This window comes from Lysinibacillus sp. GbtcB16 (assembly GCF_019091145.1).
GTDB classification, from domain to species: Bacteria; Bacillota; Bacilli; order Bacillales_A; family Planococcaceae; genus Lysinibacillus; species Lysinibacillus fusiformis.
The window spans coordinates 2,129,506-2,148,265 of sequence record NZ_JAGXJV010000001.1; the positions used below are offsets into that span (position 1 = coordinate 2,129,506).

Genomic DNA, 18,760 nt, shown 5'->3' on the forward strand with positions numbered 1-18,760 from the left:
TGGTAATCGAACCCGGAAATTTATTTCCGGGTTTTTCTATTTTAGGTATGGTTAAAAGCAGTCAAGTCCAATAAAAATCACCTCGAAGCGTAGCAACGAGGTGATTTTGTTTTATAATAATTCCTTCGCTAGGAATTTATAGGTATTTAAACGACTTGCTAATTCATATTGATTACAGTTCAGCATGACTTCATCAAAGCCATAGTGTTCTTGTTCTTTCACTAAAAATGCAGCAATATCCTTTGGTGTGCCGACAAGATTTGCTTTGCGATTATTGGCGATTGTCATTTTATCCATTTCTGTTAATGGATAATCCTTTGCTTCTTCAGGTGATATAGTTTGAATAATTTGCCCCTTCATCAGCTGAAGACGAGAAATATCGATTGGTTTTGCCAAGTATTCCGCTTCCTCTAAAGTAGGTGCCACCGTCGCCGCATAGGTCACAATAATTTGTGGTTTTTCCATATAATAAGAAGGCGTAAAATAGGCTTTATAGGCATCAAAAATATCCTTCGACATATTGCCTGTGAAAAATTGGGCATAGGAATAACCTACACCTAGCTGTCCTGCCTGCATCGCACTTTGACCACTTGAACCTAGTAGCCACGCCTCAGGTAATGAAATATGAACGGGTGCCGCAACGACTTGATCATAGACATGTTCGCCCGTTTTTTGGTTATTCATCAGCTTTAAAATAATTTCAAGCTTATCATATTGCTCGGTGAAACGTTGTCTTCTTCCTTCTGCAAGCGCATAAATCGAGGCATGATCACCACCTGGTGCTCTCCCTACTCCGAAATCGATTCGATGAGGTGCTAATCCTGCCAATGTTTTAAAAACCTCTGCAATCTTATATGGTGAATAATGCATCATCATGACGCCACCTGTCCCAATACGAAGTCGCTGTGTTTTTGCAGCTAAAAAAGCAGCGGTTACTTCGGGAGCTGAACTTGCCAGCGACTGACTATTATGGTGTTCAGCTAGCCACATACGATGATAACCGAGTTCTTCCCCTAATAAAGCTAGTTGTTCTGTACGTTGGAAGGCTTCCTCTGCCGAATGACCTTTTGGTATAGGCATTTGATCTAAAATACTTAACTTCATTCAAAACATCCTCTCTGTCTGTAAGCTCCCCCTTTTAACTGTAATATAGTTCTGCTTATTTACAAAGCAAAAAACCTTACTCATAAGCTAGTTGTTTCATTTCCCACGTTTGATAGACCATGCCGACGAGTTTTTGTTTTTGTTCAGCATTTAAAACATTTTCATTAAATTTCATCGCACGAAGGGAAAATTGCGTTGTTTGTTCGTCAACGACGAATTGTAAAATAGCATGTCCTTTTTCATCTTGAAACGTAATATCCCCTGATAATTCTACAACTTGCTCCCCTGTTTTCGCTTGATAATACCGCCAATATGGTTCAAAGAATGCGTAGTTAAATGCATTACGAACCGTGACATCAGAAAAATTCTCCAAATAACCTTCTTTGACGATATCAATATACTCATGATCTGTTATATCTTTTTTTGCATTGAAGACATATCCAACAAGCATCCCCATAAACACGACACAGAGAAATACACGTATATGATTTCCTAAACTCATGTCATCACGTCCCCTTTACGTAAAAACACTATCATTTACATAATACATCAAATTTCCAACTCCAAGTAGAAAATATTTGATTATTGTAGAATTTTTACGAAAACCCTCATTGTTCAAGCTCCGCAAAATTATAGAAAGAGTATTTACAGCCCAACCTCAGTTCGCTACTATCAGATTATTATGATAGAAAAGAGATGACCTGTTGTGCCATTTGATTTAGATGTAAATATTTTAGTCATTCTTATCGTTTTTGGTTTTTTAGCCGCATTCATTGATTCAGTTGTTGGCGGTGGTGGACTTATTTCTTTACCTGCCCTTATGTTTGTAGGTCTCCCACCTTCAAGTGCTGTAGCAACCAATAAATTAGCAGGTACAATGGGATCACTTACAAGTACTTTGACATTTTATCGCTCTGGCAAGCTTGATATTAAAGCAGTCTATAAGCTATTTCCATTTGTCTTTTTCGGATCTATGCTTGGAGCATGGATTGTCCACTTAATGGATCCTAGTGTCCTAAAGCCGCTCATGCTGATTATGCTGGCTGCCGTAGCGATCTATACGATCTTTAAAAAAGATTGGGGAAGCATCACTACCTATAAAAAGCTAACACCAAAACGTTATTTATTTTTTGTAGTAGTAATTACTGTCATTGGTTTTTATGATGGTTTTTTAGGTCCTGGTACAGGTTCATTCTTATTATTTGCTTTTCTCATGGTAGGTTTTGATTTTTTACAATCAGCAGGTAATGCGAAATTTTTAAATTTCGGTAGTAATGTTGCAGCCCTTCTTATGTTTATATACTTAGGGCAAATCAATTATGCCTATGGTTTACCAATGGGACTTGCGCAAATTGCTGGGGCCATTGTGGGCTCCAAATTTGCAATTAAACGTGGCAGCGGGTATGTCCGTAAGCTATTTATTGTTGTGACCATTCTATTACTATTAAAAAATACATATGACTATTTCTCATAATCATCTATTATGCTGACGTATGCCAACAGTATAGAAGGCTAAAACTTATCTCATATTGGGGTAAGTTTTTTTTTATGGCTTTCAACTTTTTCCCTCATTTCGTACGTCTAGTACATGTATACAATTTGACAATGTTAAAAAAGGAGCTTCTTTGGACATGAAAACAAGAAATGCATTTCAACATGAAGAGGTGTTTGTCCAATTCATTAGTGAACAAAAAGAGCGTTTTTATTTGCTCGCGTATAGCTATACAAAAAATGAACAGGACGCACTAGATGTTGTACAGGACAGTGTTCAAAAAGCCATGCTGTCATTAGATCGACTTGAAAATGTTGATTATATGAAAAGCTGGTTTTATAAAATAGTCGTTCGTACAGCCATTGATTTTTTACGAAAGCATAAACGCTTACAAGTAACTGATGATGATACTTTGCAATATTTAACCCCCGCTCAAGAGGATGTCTATGAAAACGTCGATTTAGAGCATGCGTTAGAGGAGCTACCGCAAATGTATCGAGAGGTTGTGATTCTCCATTATTTCGAAGATTTAAAGCTCGCAGACGTTGCGAACATCCTCGATATTAAGTTAAGTACAGCCAAATCGCGTCTTTATAAAGCATTAAAACTATTGAAAATACAATTGGAAGATGTGAAGGGAGAAACTGCACATGGATAAAAAATTAAAAAATTTAGAAAAACAATATACAGATGTTTCTATTCCTAAGGAATTAGATTTGGTGGTTGAACGAGCATTAAAGCAAGGACGAAAAAAGAAAAAGAACCGTACTCCTCAATGGTTGCTTGGCTCGGCAGCTGCAGCTATGCTATTTACTGCTAGTTTAAATGTGAGTCCAGCAATGGCTCGAACACTTTCAGACATACCTGTTGTAGGAAGTGTTGTTAAAGTATTAACTTGGACAGAATATGAGGTGGCAGAAGATAATTTTGATGCCAATATTAAAGTACCTGCTATTGAAAATTTAGACAATCAAGATCTTGCCAATACATTAAATGAAAAGTATCGTGCAGAAGGGAAAGCTCTTTACGATGAATTTATCACTGAAGTGGGTGATTTAAAAGCCAGTGGTAGTGGTGGTCATTTAGGCGTTGATAGTGGCTTTGAAATTAAAACTGATAATGACCAAATTTTATCGATTGGTCGCTATGTGGTAAATACTGTCGGCTCTTCTTCCACTGTGATGGAATACGATACGATCGACAAAGAAAACGAAATTTTAATTACTTTACCTATGCTTTTTAAAGATAAAAATTATATTGAAGCTATTAGTGAAAATATTAAGGAACAAATGCGTACACAAATCGCTGAATCCAATCAGGATAAAGTTTATTGGGTGAAGGGTGCTGGCATGGCCGATGAAGATTTGATGGAGGAATTTACAGCCATTCAACCTGATCAGCAATTCTATATTTCAGATAAAGGTAAGCTTGTGATTTCCTTTGATAAATATGAAGTGGCACCAGGCTTTATGGGCGTTGTGGAATTTGAAATCCCAACAGACGTCTTAAAGGATGATCTTGTGAGCGCAACATACATCCATTAATTATATAGGACTTAACGAGGTATTTGACAATTACATCATCAAATACCTCGTTTTTTCATGGAGAAGAACCCATTTTCTGCTTATAAAGCTACTGTTTTTTGTCTAAGCTAATATGTATCAATCAATGTTAGAGGGTTTTCATCATGAAAAGTGTAGGATCCATCAGTATTTTACATGTAATCTTCCTATCAATGACCGTTATTGGCTTAAAAAATCATGTAACTATTATTCCTCCACTGCTAGATGCCGCCAAAAGAGATGGCTGGCTATCTGTACTATTTGCGGGGGGTGTTATTTTCTTTTGGTTATTTTTATTAGTTTACATCCAAAAAAAATCGAAACAGGAACCCATTCGAGACTGGCTCAGCGAAAAAATTGGAAAAGTCGCTTCTACTACCATCATCTATATTGTCGCCATTTTTCTATTGATTATCGCAGCTTTTACAATGGTGGAAACATTACAGTGGGTAAATAGCACATTTTTACCTCAAACACCTGTCCTTATATTATTGTTTGTTTATACTATCCTTTGCATTTTACTAGTGACAACTAGCTTACAAACGATTGTTATTGTCAATGTCTTTGTATTATTTGGAGTTGTAATCCTAGGTTTCTTTGTCGCCTTTACCAATATACAAGTAAAAGATTATAGTTTGTTGCGTCCCTTTTTCGAGCATGGTTTTCAGCCTATCATACACGGTATGATTTTTCCTGCTTCAGGGTTTATAGAGCTATTATTACTATTATTTTTGCAGCACCAATTCAAAGAACGTCTTCGTTGGTACCATTTCACTATTATACTGGCTATCTTAATTGGCCTTACATTAGGTCCGCTAATTGGAGCTATTACTGAATTCGGACCAAGTGAAGCATCGAAACAACGTTATCCTGCTTATGAAGAATGGGGATTAGTGACCATCGGACGCTATATTGAGCATCTAGACTTTTTCTCTATTTACCAATGGTTAACAGGGACTTTCATTCGTGTTAGCTTTCTTCTTTATATTGTCGCAGACTTATTAAAAATGACGGGTGATCCGAAACGAATCTGGCAAATGCTCGCCCCCCCTTTTTTCATCATTTGTTTACCGTTAATTATGTTAAATGAAAGCTTATTTTTAAAAGTAAAGGGACATTATATTTTAAGTGCTACATTTATTTTCTTATTTGCATTATCTATTTTTTTCATTGTCGTGGCTTTCTTATCGGATAAATCTTCTAAAAAGGGGAAAACTGAAGAACAAGACATGAAAAGTGGTGAATCATAATGTCTCAACAGGAGCATGAGTTTGATTTAAATACAATAAAAAAACTATTTCAAAAATCTGCAGATATACAATTTCAGGAATATAGCTTTAATGAACAAAAGGTACAATTTATCACTTGTGATGCCATGATTGATCAGCAAATGCTGAACGGTGTCATTATTCAGCGGATCCAGTATTTATATGATCAATTGGATGACGTATCTTTTGAGGAAAATATAGCGAGGCATCTCCATGTTCCAAGCCTTCAGAAAATCCAAGATAAGGAACAGCTTATTTCATCCGTTTATAGTGGCTTCCTGTTGATGTATTTTGAGCAGGATAATCTTTTATACGCAAGCAATATCGCTAAAAAGCCTAATCGTAAGCCGGAAGAAACGCGTATGGAGGTTCTTATTAAAGGGCCAAGGGATAACTTTATTGAAGATATCCGTGTCAATATCGCTTTAATTCGCAAACGATTACCGACCAATTCATTTTGCGTCGAAAAGGTGGAGCTCGGAAAACGCTCAAAAACAACAGTGGCGATTCTGTACTTTGAAGATATTGTGGATATGGACATTCTACATGGTATAAAGAAACAGCTAGCTGCAGTCGATACAGATATCGTTTTTAGTGGCGATTTATTGATGGAACGCGTAAATAAAAATTCGAAATTATTTCCAAAGTTCGATTATACAGGGCGACCCGATTATGCCGTTCAAGCATTAGCAAGGGGCCGCTTTGTTATTTTCGTAGATGGTGTCGCTTATTGTATTATCACGCCTGTGAATCTCTTCTTATTATTGAAATCTGCGGAAGATAATGAATATCCGGTCATTTTTAGTTCTGTAGAACGAGTACTACGGATACTCGGTATTCTTATAGGATTACTACTGCCTGCCTTTTGGCTTGCCTTAACAACCTACCATCAAAATCAATTGCCATTACAGTTACTGGCAACCGTTGTGCAGGCCAAAGCTGGATTACCTCTCCCTTCTTCACTTGAAATGCTACTAATGCTTTTGATGTTTGAATTGTTCCGTGAAGCAGGGTTACGGCTTCCTTCAGTAATTGGGGGAACCATCAGTGTTGTAGGTGGAATCATTATTGGAGATGCTGCAATTCGAGCAGGTGTAACAAGTCCTGAAATGATTGTTGTTATCGCCATCTCTACCATCGCTTCATTTACCTTGGTCAATCAATCCCTAGTGACATCCGTCAGCATATTACGTGTTGCCTTTATCCTAGCTAGTGCCTTTTTCGGATTATTTGGCTTCTTTGTTTCTTTATATTTGACACTTCTTTACTTATGCAATATCCGTATTTACGGCTACTCTTACATGAACCTTGCAACAGATTTAAACTGGTCCACCATCAAAAAATCTATTTTTCGTCTATCACCAAAAGGTTACACGGAGCGCAATAAAGCACTTGCTCCTCAGGATGCAACCCGTTCAGCTAATGCTCATATAGAAGACAAAAAAGACCAAGAAAATAACTAGCATCCCCTCACATATTGAGGAGATGCTAGTTATTTTTGGCTACATCTTTTGTATGCTCTCTTCGATGGATGCTAACCTCGATTCCCAATATCGCTTCATTTCTTCTCTTATTTGCTGATTAGCAAGATGTTCCTGATGAAAACTAATGGTCGTTTTATTATTTTCTTTGGATAGGATACGAATTTGTATGGTAGAAGGTCGATGCCATCCCTCCTTTTGCCAAGTAAGACGGAGTTGCAAAAGTGGTTTGACAATCCGAATTTCTCCGGTTCCCACTATTGTACGATACTGATGACCAGGTTTAAGAATTATATTTCCCCCTCCTCCTAACCATGCATTCAAACCTTCCTCCCCTGTAATAAGAGACCATGCTTGCTGTTGCGAGAGTGGAAACGTTTTTCTAACCCCTACTTGATAACCAACTGTTTTGGTTAGTCCAATATTCTTGTGGCTGTCCATGTCTTAACCTCCATCTATTAATCTGTCATTTTCTATTCACTACTAATAATTCCTCACCTCTTCTAAAATACCTTGTCCTATTAGTCCTTATCCTTTGAATAGGAAAAGACAGAAATGCTCTCACACATTTCTGCCTTTTAATCATCGGGCCGACATGATATTACGTCAGCTCTACATAATCATTTTGTATGCTTTGTTCGTTTTGTCCCTTACGGAATTGAATGTGATGGAGCTTCGCAAAGATACCATTGTGAGCCACTAACTCATCATAAGTACCATCTTCCTCAATACCTTTTGACGTCACGACCATTACCCGATCTGCGTTTCTAATAGTTGCCAGGCGATGAGCAATAACTAACGTAGTACGGTTTTCAGCTAGCTCTGATAAAGATTGCTGAATAATCATCTCTGTTTCGGTATCTAATGCAGAGGTCGCTTCATCTAAAATTAAAATTGGTGGGTTTTTCAAGAACATACGCGCAATGGCTAATCGTTGTTTTTGTCCACCGGATAATTTCAATCCTCGTTCCCCAATTTGCGTATCATAACCATCAGGTAGCTCAGCGATGAATGCCTCTAAATGGGCCTTTTTCGCTGCTTCACGAATTTCTTCTTCACTGGCGTTTAGCTTTCCATAGGCAATGTTTTCACGAATTGTCCCTGTAAACAAGAAGACATCCTGCTGTACGATACCAATTTGAGATCGTAAGGAAGCCTGGGTCATATTGCGAATATCGATACCGTCAATCGAAATAGCACCTTTTGAAACCTCATAGAAGCGAGGAATTAACGAGCAAATAGTCGTTTTACCGGCACCCGAAGGGCCAACAAAAGCAATAGTTTGTCCAGCCTTTACGTCGAATGAAATATCTTTTAAAACCTGTTTTGAAGTATCGTAATTAAAGTGAACATTATGGAAGGAAATATTACCATCTAAATGGTTAATGACCTTCGCATTCTCACGATCTTGAATTTCTGGTTCCTGCTCAATTAATTCACGGAATCGCTTAAAACCAGCCATTCCCTTCGGATAAAGCTCTAATAACGCACTAATCTTATCAATTGGTTTAATGAGGACATTTGTATATAAAACAAAGCTCACTAGCTCCCCATAAGTTAATTTTCCATTAAAGCTTAGCCAAGCGCCGACTACTAACACCATTAATGTAAGGAGGCGTGTCATCATATAAATGCTCGAGTGAGTACCTGCCATTATCTTATAGGCATATAATTTAGCCGTACGGAAAAATCCATTCTGCTCCTTAAAGCGTTTAATTTCAAAATCTTCATTTGTAAAAGATTTAACAACACGGACCCCGGACACACTATCCTCTACTCGTCCGTTCACATCAGCAATTTTGCCATACATCGTTTTCCAAGCATTATTCATTTTTATATTACTAAATGTCACAAGCCATGTTAAAAATGGCACCATGATCGCTGCAATTAAAGCGAGTGTTGGGTTCACATTAAACATAATGGCAAAGGCACCAACAAAGGTCATAATGGCAATGAATAAATCCTCAGGTCCATGATGGGCAAATTCCCCAATATCAAATAAATCATTGGTAATACGGCTCATGATATGACCTGTTTTCGTATTATCAAAGAATCGGAATGATTGCCTTTGTACATGCGTAAATAATTCCTGACGCATATCTGTCTCAATATTAATCCCCAATTTATGCCCTAAATAGTTCACGATAAAGTTTAAAAACGTACTTATTGCGTACACTAGCAGCAATAATACACTTATTTTTACAATCATTCCCCAATCGCCTGTTGGTAATAGCTCATCAATAAACCACTGAACGGCTAATGGAAAGGCGAGCTCTAAAATGGCTACAATGATTGCACTTGAAAAATCGATGACAAACAATCGTTTATGCGGCTTATAATAGGAAAAAAATTTTCTATACATGTTTGTCTCCTTTCTAAGTTGTAAAAATTTCGCCTATCTTTTAATAGTACCATTTGTGCAAACGTAACGGAAAAGTATTTTTTCTCCATAGCAGTATATTTTTATTTACTTTCAGTTTTTCGCATGCTATGATTGGTGTAAGAATTGAATAGCTTTTGACTTAATTGTCAAAGGGGAGTAGCTAGCGGATGCGATCGAAGCATCTGATTCACATTCGTCATTACATGGTTCCTACCATCGGGTGTGATGGCATAAATTGTCTCACAGAATAATTTCTGTGCAACGAACAGTAAATTGCTTAGCAAGACCTTTGCCTATTTTTTAGGCAGGGGTCTTTTTCTTTTGCTTAAAATTGGGAAGAATATGTTAGAAGCAACCATTCATTTCTGTTCAATAATTAAAGGAGGAAACAAATTTGGAGGCAATTATTTTAGAATACGCATGGGTACTCGTCGTATTAATTGTATTAGAAGGATTGTTGGCAGCTGACAACGCAGTGGTAATGGCAGTTATGGTTAAGCATTTACCAAAAGCACAACAACAAAAAGCTTTATTATATGGATTGGTGGGGGCGTTTGTTTTCCGCTTCGCCGCATTATTCCTGATTACAACACTCGTTAATTTCTGGCAAATTCAAGCAATAGGTGCAGCTTATCTATTGTTTATGTCTATTAAGCATATTTATGATTCACGGAAAGCATCGCAAAGCTCCGAGGAGATCCAAGAGCCGAAAAAGCAATCCGGCTTCTGGATGACGGTTGTAAAAGTAGAACTTGCTGATATCGCGTTCGCGGTAGATTCTATTCTAGCTGCGGTTGCTATTGCTGTAACATTACCACATATCGGTGATTTTGATATTGGTGGTATTAATGCAGGACAGTTCGCCGTTATGTTCTTAGGTGGTCTTATCGGGGTTATCATGATGCGATTCGCGGCTCGTTGGTTCGTGAAAGTTCTTGATAAATTCCCTTCACTAGAAACGGCTGCATTCCTAATCGTTGGTTGGGTTGGTGTGAAATTAGCTGTTTTAACATTAGCACATGAAAAATTAGGTATTATTCCACATGAGTTCCCACATTCTACAATTTGGAAAGCTATTTTCTGGATTGTCCTAGTAGCAATTGCCCTAGGTGGTTACTTAATTGGGGTCAAAAACCAAAAAACTCAAGCACAATAATGATTAAAAAAAATCGCCACGACCTATGTCGAGGCGATTTTCTATTTTAGTATGTAATATTTTTAAACAGCGCCATGCTAAATAAATTTTCATGTCATTGTAACCTTTCTAAGTCGCTCTATCCAACTCCCCCGACTAATACTTGACTTTACAAACGACACAATAGCCTTTCCCTGCCGTTGTATCGAAAAATAAAGAAGTGTAAATTTTCTAATTGAGAACTAATATCAATTAAGTTTTGCACATATTTCCATGAAATTTAAAATTTTTGTATGAAGAACCGCTAACATTGTATACTAGTGAAGAAGGCATTTACTGCAAAAGGAGGAAAACTTTTATGTTATCTGAAAAACTACACACAGCACTTAACGAACAAATGAATTTTGAATTTTACTCGGCCCATGCTTACATGGCAATGGCGGCTTATTGCACAGACCAGGATTACGATGGTTTCGCTAACTTCTTTTTAGTACAAGCCGAAGAAGAACGCTTCCATGCGATGAAATTTTACAATTTCTTAAGTGATATGGGCTACCGTGCAACCATTCAAGGCTTTGAAAGCCCAGGCAATCATTTCGAATCGATTTTAGATGCCTTTAAAACAGCTCTTTCTCACGAAAAAGAAGTGACGCGCCGTATTTATCATTTATCAGATATCGCTTTAGATGAACGTGAGCATGCGACAATGGCCTTTTTAAAATGGTTCATCGATGAGCAAGTAGAGGAAGAATCTACATTTGATACATTAATTCGTAAAATCGAACGTATCGAAAACGACTCCAACGCTATCTTTATGCTAGATGCAGAATTAGCTACGCGTACATTTACGCCTGATGCAGAAGCATAACATACTTATTAAATTAGCTAACCCATGACAAAGGCTACGAAGTTTCATCAAAGAAGCTTCGTAGCCTGATTTTTAGGCTTTATATATACTAATCCTACTGGTACAAATAATTATAAAATTCATAACCTGCATAATAAAGGAACCCTATTTCTTCGTTTGGTTTTAATAGCAGTAATTGTTCTGTTTCCTTTAGATAATACAACGGAGCATCATCATTGATAAACGGTCTTCCTAAATCTTTATACCATTTTTCATTCAGCTGTTTAGGATATAAGTTAAACGAAATATATTCAATCTTATCGCTTATACCTATATAAGAACAATAATGCGTCTCTATATCTTTTTCGGTACTATCTTTTAGATAATAAATATTACAGTCTATGTCACCATCTATAGATTCTAATTGTTTCCTCTTAGCAGGGTTTCCTAACTTATTAACTACATCTTTTCTTGAATTGCCCAAGGTAACCCCACTTACTATGAAAACATTCTTTTGTTTATCATGCTTAATTGTAAACCTATCTTGCTCAAATAATTCTACCAATGATTTATTATACTTTTCGGCAATATCTTTAGCAGAGTCCCCATTACTATTGACAATATTTTTATCCACCTTAAGTTTAAGTAGCCCCTCAACAGTTTTTTTATCCCCGTTTAGGATCGCTAAATACAATGGTGTTTGTCCTTGTTTATTAAATCCATTTACAGCCGCCCCTTTAGTTATTAATTCTGCCAAATAAATCAGATTGTCTTTTTTGTGATTAAGGAGAATGTGAATCGCATTATTTCCTAATTCATCTACCTGATTAAGATCTAATCCTTTATCTATAAATAGTTGAACTATCTCTTTATTTTGAGTAAGTATAGCTGTTGTGTATGTATTTTGACCACCTATATTCACTTTTTTTAAATCAATGTCCAAGTTTAGCAAATCCTTGATTAATGCTGTATTGTTTAATGGCTGTAATAAGGCTACTTGAACAATATTGTTACCGTCATTATCCACTTCTTGAAGATTTACTTTCAATTCATAAATAAGGTATTCAAGTATCTCTCTATTCCCTGTCTGCATAGCAGAATATAGTATAGTATGCCCCATCTCATTCTTGACGTTCATATCAATTTCGAATTTATGAAGCTCTTTTAGTATCTCATATTGTTCATTTTTAACTGCAACATGTGCAAGACTATCCTCTTCTTTTCCTACTCTGATACTTCCCATTCTTTTATTCATTAAGGAAATAGCTAACTTTTTATTCGGTAATTCGATGGCTTTACTAATTGAATTTTCACCATCCCTATTTACAAAATTAGCGTTGGCCCCATTTTCAATCAAAAAATTTATATCATTCGAATTTTGGTTTTTTACTGCCTCAATCAAAGCGTTGTCCTTATCTTTTAATAAAAGATAATTATCCCATGAAAAAGTAAATTTTGTTATAAAACCATATATTGCAATACCAATAAGCAATAGAAAACTGATTAACACAGAGCTATATTTTACTATTCTCTTTACTTTTTTCTTAAATATTTCATGTTGACGTTCTTTTTCTAATAGCTCTTGCTTTTTTTCCTCTTCTATCTGTTCTTCATATAACTTAATATTTTCACTAATCGTTTTTTCATTCATATAAATGGAAAGAACATTATCTTTTTCTCTTTTGCAACGTTTACATTTTTTCATGTTCTCTAAGTTAAGACGTCCACATACACATGTCCATTTATCATTTATTAATTGTGAATAATATTTTGCATCATTTCCTTCATGCGTTTGTACAAACGTTAATTGACCTAGATCAGTAATTTGTTTTAGGTCTACTTTCTCTAACTCTGATTCCGTTTTTGTCCATATTGTTTCATCACTAAAAAGTACTTTCTCAAAGACTATATCTATACTTCTGGTATGAGAAAAACTATCTAATGCAATTTTTTCATTGTTATCAAATGCTTGGTTAGGTTCTATTGATTCACTTAGATGCAGTTTATATTCAAAGCTAGTTGATTCCCAACCAACTGGTTCACCAAATTGATCAAAACAATAAATAGTAGCATTTAAGCCTTTTATTCTTTTTGCTGAAATATTATTAAATTTCAATGAACAGTAAACTTTACCCGTTTTCTTACTTCTATATAGCTGATACTCAAGTAATTCAACTGGACAATTTATATCAACTAACATTCGTTTCCTCCTATTAATTCAACAATTCGAACTCTTCTTCTTGAGGCTTATTTGTAACCTTGGAATTTATGTCTTGAAGCAATGCAATAATTTTTGCTATTGCAAGAAAGAATATTCCTGTTAGTACCATGAATATTGCTGATACTAAGGTTGTTGTAAGATGTGAGCTATATATATTTTTAAAAACAAAATATCTTTCTTCAATTAGGTTGTTATCATAATGTTCTTTAGCTGCTTCTTCCCAGTATTCCATATCCTCTTTTTCTTCCTTTAAGATTGATATTTGAGATAAACTAAAAACTATAGCTGTAATAAATAATATATAACTTGATATCTGTAGTACTAGTTTCATTAGCACACCCTCCATATATTGAAAAATAATTAATATTATATACTGATTACCCATTATTTACTATAAATTTTAAAATAACTAAGAGAAAATATTCATAAATATAAATTTTTGAATATTACTTCCGAAAGTTTTATAAAAAAAACGCTTTAAATGATCATTTATTCTTACTGTCCCTTAAGTAATTTAGTCATGAAACCTTTCATTTCAAAGTGGGTGGGGCATGTACGTTTTCTCCAATCTCTAATCTTCCTTTAATAAATCTCATACTTTTAGGAAGCAAATTAATAAGTTTAATTTTGAATACCTACATAAAAAAAAGAAAAACGTCAACAATCAACGTTTCTCTTTTCTTCTTTATGATTCAGCTGGCTCTCGAACTTCTCCATCAAATGCAGCGCGATAAATAGCATAAATATCTTCTCGTTCTAATGGCATCGGACTTCGAGCTAAAATTCTTGTTTGCTTTGTTGCATCGTCCGTTAATTGTTCTAGGGATTCTTCTGGTATATTAAATCCCTTTAATGTGGAAGGAATTTTTACATCTTGAACGAGCTGCTGTAAGGCATCCACACAATTATAGGAAGCCTCTTCTTGCGATAAGTAGGCAGATGATAAACCCATGGCATCTAAAATATCTTTCATTCGTTTTTCACAGCTTTGACGAATATACCCCATGACATATGGTAATAGTACGGCATTGGAATCGCCATGGGCTATATGAAATTGACCTCCCAAAGGATAAGCTAAAGCATGAACACCGGCTACTCCTGCATTGAAAAATGCTAAACCAGCTAAATAACTACCATAGCTCATATCTGAACGTGCCTGCTTATTCTCCCCTTCCAGCACAGCCGTACGAATAGAGCCACTAATTAGGCGAATAGCTTGTAGTGCAAGTGCATCCGTTACTTCATTGGCATTGACTGAAACATATGCCTCAATGGCATGTGTTAAAGCATCAACCCCCGTTGCAGCGGTTACCTTTGGTGGTAATGAAATCGTTAGCTCTGGGTCTACAATCGCACTGTCTGCCAATAAGTAGTCATGTGTCACAACGTCTTTTGTTGTGTCGAGGGACAGGACTGAAATATTTGTCACTTCTGAGCCTGTTCCAGATGTAGTAGGTATTAAAATTTTAGGTAATCCTTTATGTTCAAGTGCTTTTGTGCCTGTTAAATTTAAATAATCCGCTACTTTCCCATCATGCACGGCTAAAACAGCAGCAAGCTTAGCTAAATCAAGAGCACTTCCACCCCCTAAACCGATGACCAAATCAAATTGATGTTTTCTAGTAAAATCAACTAGTTTTTCTCCAATAGCAAGTGGGGGCTCTGGGGCAATATCTGTATAAATGGTCGTTGCATATCCTTTTGTACGCAAGGGCTGCTGGACTTTATCTGCTAGCCCTAATTCCTTTAAAAATGGGTCTGTGACAATTAAAATATTTGTAGCTTTAAATCTTTCTACTTCGGGCAGAAGCTGATTTAAACATCCCCAACCTGTATAGCTTACAGGCGTAAAGGTTAATTTATGCATGGCTTCTCTACTCCTATCTATTCATAATATCCTTCTGTCGATTTTCTAAATGATTTAAATTGGACAGGGTCATGACCAAACCAAACCTGAGAATTCGTTTCATTGGCAAGTCGACGAATGCGTTCAACTGTAGAATTATAGCCAACCGAATCATAAATAATGCCCGGTGGCTTAACAGGTGGGCCAAAGCTTTCCGCCGTATAGATGGCATCTGACGCTAATATAATTCCACCTGTGTCTGGCATATTAATGTGCAGACCGAGCATACCCCACGCATGGCCACTACCAAAATTCAACACTTGAATACCTTCTGCAAGCTTCACATTATCTTCACCCCGTTTAATAAGGCGCCATTGTAAATTATTTTTAATCCACATATCAATGTCGCCCCAAACGTAAGCACCGTCTTTAACATTTCTTGCATACGTTTGTAATGTGCCGTTAAACTCATCTTCTTGTACAATGATCGTTGCATTCGTAAATAATTCTAAGCAGCCTGCATGGTCGAGATGCAAGTGGGATGCTACAACAAATTTGATATCCTCAGGACGAACATTCAATTCTTCTAATCGATGATGTAAATAGCATTCTTCTGGCATATTAATAGGGAACGCTTTTTGTGTAAATTCTCCCCAACGTCCATCGGGTCCCATAGCATTTGGATTACACGCCGTATCAAATAAAATTTTGCCCTCTGGATGATCAATAAGTACTGTATAAACGGGGAATTCTACAAATTCATTTGGTTGATTTGGATGATCGATTGTTGCTGGATTGTGCATGGCAATCATATAATTCTTATCCATTCGCATCGTACCGTTGTCCATTACATACAATTTTGGGTGTTGTTTGATCATTTTCATGTTTCCCATCTCCATTCGTGATTATTGGTTATTCCAAATAATGAGCTTCATTTCTGTCATTTCTTCCATTGCATACTTAATACCTTCACGGCCTGTACCACTTTCCTTCACGCCACCATATGGCATATGATCTACACGATAAGTTGGCACGTCATTAATAAGGACGCCCCCTACCTGTAATGCTTTGGAAGCTTTAAAAGCCGTCTCAATTGATGGTGTAAAAATACCTGCCTGTAGTCCGTAATGAGAATCGTTAATAGCCTCTATTGCCTCCTCTATAGAAGATACTGAATTCACAATAACAACTGGCGCAAAAATTTCTTCACAGGATACCTTACTTTGTGAAGATACGTTCGATAACACAGTTGGCAATAAAACCTGATTGTCAATATAACCACCAGCAATGATGTTAGCCCCTTCAGCAACTGCTTCTTCAACCCACTCATGGGCTCGTTGTTGTTCTGCTGCTGAAATCATCATAGCTAAATCCGTTGTTTCATCAAGAGGATCACCAATGACTAGCTGTGCCACTTTAGCGCTGAGCTTGTCTAAAAACTCATTTACGATACTTTCCATTACATATATTCGCTGCAATGAAATGCATACCTGACCTTGATTTGAAAATGCCCCCATAATCACTCGGTCCATAATCTGATCAAGTTGAACGCCTTCGTCAACAATCACTCCTGCATTCGACCCTAATTCTAACGTTACCTTTTTTAAACCTGCACGATTTCGTAGTGAAATACCTACAGCAGGACTTCCCGTAAACGTTATCATTTTCACATGAGGATGTGCTAAAAATACATCTCCTACTAATTTTCCCTGCCCCGTCACTAGATTAAAAGCTCCCGCCGGTAAATTGGTTTGTGCCAATAGTTTTGCTAGAAAATGAGCGGATAGAGCCGTTTGAGTAGCTGGTTTTAACACAATCGTATTCCCTGCTGCTAAAGCAGGACCTACTTTATGCGCAACTAAATTTTGCGGGAAATTAAATGGTGTAATTGCTGCAATTACGCCGATTGGCTCTCGAATGGTATAGGCAAAGCGCCCTTCCCCATTTTTAGAAGCGTCCATCGGAATCATTTCACCAGATAATCGTTTAGCCTCCTCTGCGGCAAATTTATAGGTTTCAATGGTGCGATCAATTTCAGCATAGGCATACTTGAGCGGTTTTGCTGATTCTAGTGAAATGATACTAGCTGCCTCTTCTCGATTTTCCAAAAAGAGTGTCGATAAATGCTCCAAAATTTCTGCTCGTTGAAAAGCCGTTAACGCAGCCATGCTCTTCGTAGCTGCTTGTGCACTTGCAATGGCCTCATGCACATCTTGTTCAGTGGCCATTGCAAAATCGGCAATCACCTCTTGTGAATGCGGGGCTTGTACCTCCATATACTCTGCAGTCGTCTTCCATTCTCCATGAATCCATAAGCCCCTTTTCAAGACTTATCTCACTCCTTTCTCTTATGGTTACGTATTCATTTCTGAAAATAAAGAAATGAATACGTAACCATTTTGGTGTAAAAAATAAACTGACGTTAAATCAGTTCATTTTTACACGTTGTATTTCTTGGGAAAAGTTTAACAGACTCTGTTTGCTGGATGCAAGTACTTTTTTTCTCCATAACCTCAAATAATTTTTCAATCGCTAAAAATCCTAAGTTTTCTTCTGATGTTATCCCTACTGTTGTCAAAGCAATGGAATGATGTTTACTAAGCTCCACATTATCAATGCCGATCACATTGAAATCCCTAGGAACCTGAAAGCCTCTTTCTAAACAAAGGTTCAAAATTTCTATAGCGATGGCATCTGTCGCTGCACAAATTGCTGTAGGTCTTCTGTCCAGTTTTAATAGTTCCTCAAAAGCCTTTTCGATATCTTCCTTATTCGTATTGGTAAAAAATGCAGGTACAGATTTAGCTTCTATTTCATGATCCTTTAGTGCCTTTTCAAACCCTTGGTAGCGACCAAAAAATGTACTCATTTGATGTGGACCACCAATCCAGCATAGTGATTGATGCCCTAATGATAAAATATGATTAGCTGCTAGATATCCTGCTTGCACATTATCTATTTCTACAAAATGTCTATTTTCTTGATGCTTACGATTAAACATAATAAATGGAATTCCTAGTTTTTCTAATTTAAAAAATAAATCATCTTGATAGAGCATCGAAGATAATATAATGGCATCTGCCTTCGTTTCTAAAACTGCATTGTAAATCGAGTGTAAATTATCTTCTGTACCAAAATAAACGTTAACTTTATAGCCACGGGCATTGACATAATTGACGATAGCGGTCGTCGTATCAACAAAAAAAGGATTGTGTAAAGGGCCTGATATTAATGTGATAATGCCTGTCTTTTTCTGGACAAGCGATCTAGCTATATCATTTGGAACATAGTTTAAGTCCTCAATCGCTTTCATCACTTTTTCAACTGTTTTTGGCTTTACTAGCTCTGGTGTATTCAACACTCTTGACACGGTTGTTTGAGATACACCAGCATGCTTTGCCACATCTTTTGAAGAAACCAA

The 18,760-nt window shown here is 36.6% G+C and carries 17 protein-coding genes; 7 read left to right on the top strand and 10 right to left on the bottom strand.

The features are described 5' to 3' along the window. Positions 1-111 precede the first annotated feature (111 nt). Both KVT27_RS10920 and KVT27_RS10925 read right to left on the bottom strand, forming a co-directional pair. Complete coding sequence (locus KVT27_RS10920) at positions 112-1,104, bottom strand: LLM class flavin-dependent oxidoreductase (protein ID WP_036221893.1); 993 nt, start codon at positions 1,102-1,104, stop codon at positions 112-114. Positions 1,105-1,180: 76 nt separating this feature from the next. Next, a complete protein-coding gene (locus KVT27_RS10925) occupies positions 1,181-1,606 on the bottom strand; it encodes a hypothetical protein (RefSeq protein WP_036126697.1) in 426 nt (141 codons plus the stop codon). Positions 1,607-1,810: 204 nt separating this feature from the next. Here KVT27_RS10925 and KVT27_RS10930 point away from each other — a divergent pair, with 204 nt between their 5' ends. From KVT27_RS10930 to KVT27_RS10950, 5 genes are all read left to right on the top strand, one after another. Further along, entirely contained in the window at positions 1,811-2,578 is a 768-nt protein-coding gene (locus tag KVT27_RS10930) for a TSUP family transporter (protein ID WP_036221890.1), read from the top strand. 157 nt (positions 2,579-2,735) lie between these two features. Next, positions 2,736-3,254, top strand: coding sequence for an RNA polymerase sigma factor SigV (locus tag KVT27_RS10935; protein WP_217581283.1), 519 nt, complete (start codon positions 2,736-2,738; stop codon positions 3,252-3,254). Continuing rightward, complete coding sequence (gene rsiV, locus KVT27_RS10940; protein WP_036148881.1) at positions 3,247-4,140, top strand: anti-sigma-V factor RsiV; 894 nt, start codon at positions 3,247-3,249, stop codon at positions 4,138-4,140. The genes KVT27_RS10935 and rsiV overlap by 8 nt, the downstream gene beginning before the upstream one ends. 143 nt (positions 4,141-4,283) lie before the next feature. Continuing rightward, positions 4,284-5,408: an endospore germination permease gene (locus tag KVT27_RS10945; RefSeq protein WP_036126704.1), complete on the top strand. Its 1,125-nt coding sequence runs from the start codon at positions 4,284-4,286 to the stop codon at positions 5,406-5,408. Further along, complete coding sequence (locus KVT27_RS10950; protein ID WP_052059869.1) at positions 5,408-6,889, top strand: spore germination protein; 1,482 nt, start codon at positions 5,408-5,410, stop codon at positions 6,887-6,889. The genes KVT27_RS10945 and KVT27_RS10950 overlap by 1 nt, the downstream gene beginning before the upstream one ends. Positions 6,890-6,928: 39 nt before the next feature. Here the strand turns inward: KVT27_RS10950 and KVT27_RS10955 are convergent, their stop codons facing one another. After that, positions 6,929-7,348 carry an SRPBCC family protein gene (locus KVT27_RS10955; RefSeq protein WP_217581284.1) on the bottom strand — a complete coding sequence of 140 codons (420 nt, stop codon included), beginning with the start codon at positions 7,346-7,348 and terminating at the stop codon, positions 6,929-6,931. Between the two features lie 160 nt (positions 7,349-7,508). After that, positions 7,509-9,269, bottom strand: a complete 1,761-nt coding sequence (locus KVT27_RS10960) for an ABC transporter ATP-binding protein (RefSeq protein WP_036126707.1) — start codon at positions 9,267-9,269, stop codon at positions 7,509-7,511. A 415-nt stretch (positions 9,270-9,684) separates the two neighbouring features. Here KVT27_RS10960 and KVT27_RS10965 point away from each other — a divergent pair, with 415 nt between their 5' ends. Together KVT27_RS10965 and KVT27_RS10970 are read left to right on the top strand one after the other, a co-directional pair. Next, a complete protein-coding gene (locus tag KVT27_RS10965; RefSeq protein WP_036126708.1) occupies positions 9,685-10,446 on the top strand; it encodes a TerC family protein in 762 nt (253 codons plus the stop codon). Between the two features lie 337 nt (positions 10,447-10,783). After that, positions 10,784-11,293: a ferritin gene (locus tag KVT27_RS10970; protein ID WP_036126710.1), complete on the top strand. Its 510-nt coding sequence runs from the start codon at positions 10,784-10,786 to the stop codon at positions 11,291-11,293. Positions 11,294-11,387: 94 nt separating this feature from the next. Here KVT27_RS10970 and KVT27_RS10975 read toward each other — a convergent pair whose 3' ends face one another. The 6 genes from KVT27_RS10975 to KVT27_RS11000 all read right to left on the bottom strand — a co-directional run bounded on the left by KVT27_RS10975 (position 11,388) and on the right by KVT27_RS11000 (position 18,760). Next, on the bottom strand, positions 11,388-13,472 hold the full coding sequence (locus KVT27_RS10975; RefSeq protein WP_217581285.1) for an ankyrin repeat domain-containing protein: 2,085 nt from the start codon (positions 13,470-13,472) through the stop codon (positions 11,388-11,390). A 13-nt stretch (positions 13,473-13,485) separates the two neighbouring features. Continuing rightward, a complete protein-coding gene (locus KVT27_RS10980) occupies positions 13,486-13,824 on the bottom strand; it encodes a hypothetical protein (RefSeq protein ID WP_225316144.1) in 339 nt (112 codons plus the stop codon). Between the two features lie 354 nt (positions 13,825-14,178). Then, positions 14,179-15,360: an iron-containing alcohol dehydrogenase gene (locus KVT27_RS10985; protein ID WP_036126712.1), complete on the bottom strand. Its 1,182-nt coding sequence runs from the start codon at positions 15,358-15,360 to the stop codon at positions 14,179-14,181. A 17-nt stretch (positions 15,361-15,377) separates the two neighbouring features. After that, a complete protein-coding gene (gene ahlS / locus KVT27_RS10990) occupies positions 15,378-16,223 on the bottom strand; it encodes an AhlS family quorum-quenching N-acyl homoserine lactonase (RefSeq protein ID WP_370689946.1) in 846 nt (281 codons plus the stop codon). A 21-nt stretch (positions 16,224-16,244) separates the two neighbouring features. Continuing rightward, positions 16,245-17,666 (bottom strand): aldehyde dehydrogenase family protein, encoded by a 1,422-nt coding sequence (locus KVT27_RS10995; protein ID WP_036126714.1) that lies wholly within the window; start codon positions 17,664-17,666, stop codon positions 16,245-16,247. A gap of 95 nt (positions 17,667-17,761) precedes the next feature. Next, positions 17,762-18,760, bottom strand: coding sequence for a LacI family DNA-binding transcriptional regulator (locus tag KVT27_RS11000; RefSeq protein ID WP_233301248.1), 999 nt, complete (start codon positions 18,758-18,760; stop codon positions 17,762-17,764).